The following is a 2468-nucleotide window of genomic DNA, read 5'->3' on the forward strand; positions in this document are numbered from 1 at the left end:
GATGAGGCACTGCTAGATGATGCACGTGAAGTGGCAAGAGAGTACCAGTGGGATCATTCGCAACAAAGAAATACGCGTCTTGCTGTGTTAACCCCAGAAGAAGCGAACGAGTATTTGGACGCCTTTATGCAAGATACGCATGGGCAGCTATCAACGGGTAAAGACTACACGGGAGTGGCAACTGGCGTGAAAGGAGCCTATGAAGTTGTAAAAGAACTAGGAGGATTGGGAGCGACCGCGAAAGCCGTTAACATTAATGGTGTAATGAACATAGTGGTTGAAAATTATCAACCCCGTTACCTAGATATTGGCCCTCGCTGGCAAGCAGCCACTCCTCAGATGCTTAAGTTGGGACATGCGCTCAATACAGTGAAAGGAAATGTCACCTACCTTAAAGGCAATGTTTATGTCGAAGTTATTTTTAGTGGTGCAGTCAATGCAGTTGACTATATGCTTCACGATGAAAAAACATTAGGCGAAGTGGTTGGGCAGTTTTCTGCAGACGCAGTCAAGGGCATTGCTGCCGGTGTTTTGGCTCAGGGAGTTACGCTTCTTGGCATGACTGTTTTTAGTACGGCATTTGTTATTCCAGCGGCAGTAACTCTTGGTGTTCTTGCTATTAGTGCTGTTTTAATCGGCAGGGAAATATCTAAATTAGATGAAACGCATAAGTTTACTGAACCAATGAAAAGGACAGTTGAGGAGTTAATCGATGATTTCTAATGAAAAATTCAATCGTCGATTAAAAATACGTCGTTGGCTAAAAATGCTAATAGCTTGGCCTGCAATGCTTTTCATGTGTTGGTTAACCTATGATCAAATCAATGAAGTTGTAAGATTGAGCCAGTTGATAGGTTCGCTTCCGAAAATAAAGGTAAATGGGGTGGTGAATAATATTGCCCCTTTCCTTGGTTTTATTATATTTGGTTTCGCGACAATCCTTCCTTTTTTATGATACATCCATTTACTGAATCCTTAATCAAAGGGTTGTTTTACTCCGCTTCTGGTAAGATAATTACAGCCATCATTTTGTTCGGCACTATAAGCTATGCTGTTTGGTAGATGGTGTAATAAAAAGTGAGATTGTTGAACATGGCTATGTTGAGTGCTTATCAGAAAGGCAGTTAACTTTAAAGTACTCTAGTAAGACTTATGCTTTATCACCTGAGCTGTGCGTGTCTGAATAGATTTAATCTGATATGAGAGAGAAAGTCTTTTAAAAACAGGACTTGGCGTATCGTTTCTGCAAGCTACCACTTACTGTTCTGGCGCTTATCTGTCCGACTTTTCACTGGCCAGATAAGCGGAACAATTGTATGTTAATTTATTCGGTAAGTGGTAAGGAAAGTTGGGCGCAGATGATATCGCGTCCGTAAAGCTGGAGTTCTTCTGGTGTAGCCAGCATGTTATTGCTGCCACAGCGGACCTTGACAGGGTTAGGGTGGTTATATCCACTGTTGGTCGCATAGGTATGTGTAGCTATGAATGAGATAGCGGCTCCCCACAATAAAAGAGATATTGCTAATAACCCAAATATAAATCTTTGGTCTTGAAACCTTATAGGAAGGAAGCGCCACATTTTTTCTTGATGATAGACTTTTCGATAGTAGTCAATATTTGCAAGCATGCTGCATAAAAAAGATGGTACACCCCAATATGTAATATTAGGAAGCGTTAAGCCTGTGAAAAACTCGGTAGTTGTGAGTATGGCAATCCAAGTGAATGATAGGGCCATTATTGATAGCCCTTTTAAGTACATTCCTTTATAGAAGTAGTAAAAAAAGTTGAAGAAAAGTGCAGGAAAGTTGAAAAATAATAAGCGTTCGAGATTTGAAACTTAGCTCTTTGAATCCATTACTACGTTGTATGTCATAATACTCAAGAACATCAGCATTAAGTTCTTGCAATAGATTAAATCTTTTCTCCCATTTTGTACTGAATGTCGGTTTGCCAGTCTGATCCATTTTGTCCTCGATATGATAGGGCGATGAGTGTGTTTTTAGGGTATAGCTTTTTATCTGCAGAATTATGCTTAAAGTAAGACCGATCAAGTGTATATCTAGATGCCTGTCACGTTTCTGTGCAAGGCGATTAATGCTAGCAAAATCAGCGATAAACGCTCATATTAATTTGAGGTAAATGCATAAAGCAATGATTTATTGGAAGCAATGTCGAATAAATCGCCATGATGGTAACCTAGGTCTGAGGGATCCCCACTTTTTTTCACCTGAGCTCTCCCGCTGCCATTGCCTTCAGCCCTCCAACCGCTAAAGCCAGATCCCTCACTCTGTACCCATATCCTTCTCGTCCAACCAGCTTATTGAGCGACAATTACGGTGGCCGGTCTAGCGACAATTATCTTGGCCGGTTGGTCTGATAAGGTTCGGTACAGCAGAACGGAGGGAGTTCACTGTGCCGGGAACACGAATCACGGATCAACAGGTCACTATCTATATGACTCATAGAAA

At 41.2% G+C, this 2468-nt stretch carries 2 protein-coding genes and 1 pseudogene; 2 read left to right on the forward strand and 1 reads right to left on the reverse strand.

The features are described 5' to 3' along the window. The coding region (locus tag DZ54_RS0117030; protein ID WP_025675410.1) for a hypothetical protein at window positions 1-723 on the forward strand (723 nt) is incomplete at its 5' end. Continuing rightward, a complete protein-coding gene (locus DZ54_RS26540; RefSeq protein ID WP_240474071.1) occupies window positions 713-955 on the forward strand; it encodes a hypothetical protein in 243 nt (80 codons plus the stop codon). The genes DZ54_RS0117030 and DZ54_RS26540, both read left to right, overlap by 11 nt. A gap of 369 nt (window positions 956-1324) precedes the next feature. Here DZ54_RS26540 and DZ54_RS0117040 read toward each other — a convergent pair. Then, window positions 1325-1804, reverse strand: a pseudogene (locus tag DZ54_RS0117040) (DUF2628 domain-containing protein); the annotation flags it as partial. Between the last annotated feature and the right edge of the window lie 664 nt (window positions 1805-2468).

This window comes from Salinivibrio socompensis S35, assembly GCF_000513715.1.
Lineage (GTDB): Bacteria > Pseudomonadota > Gammaproteobacteria > Enterobacterales > Vibrionaceae > Salinivibrio > Salinivibrio socompensis.

Coding starts and splice junctions, on each gene's coding strand:
- DZ54_RS26540 (WP_240474071.1), top strand. CDS start 713: ATGATTTCTAATGAAAAATTCAATCGTCGATTAAAAATACGTCGTTGG.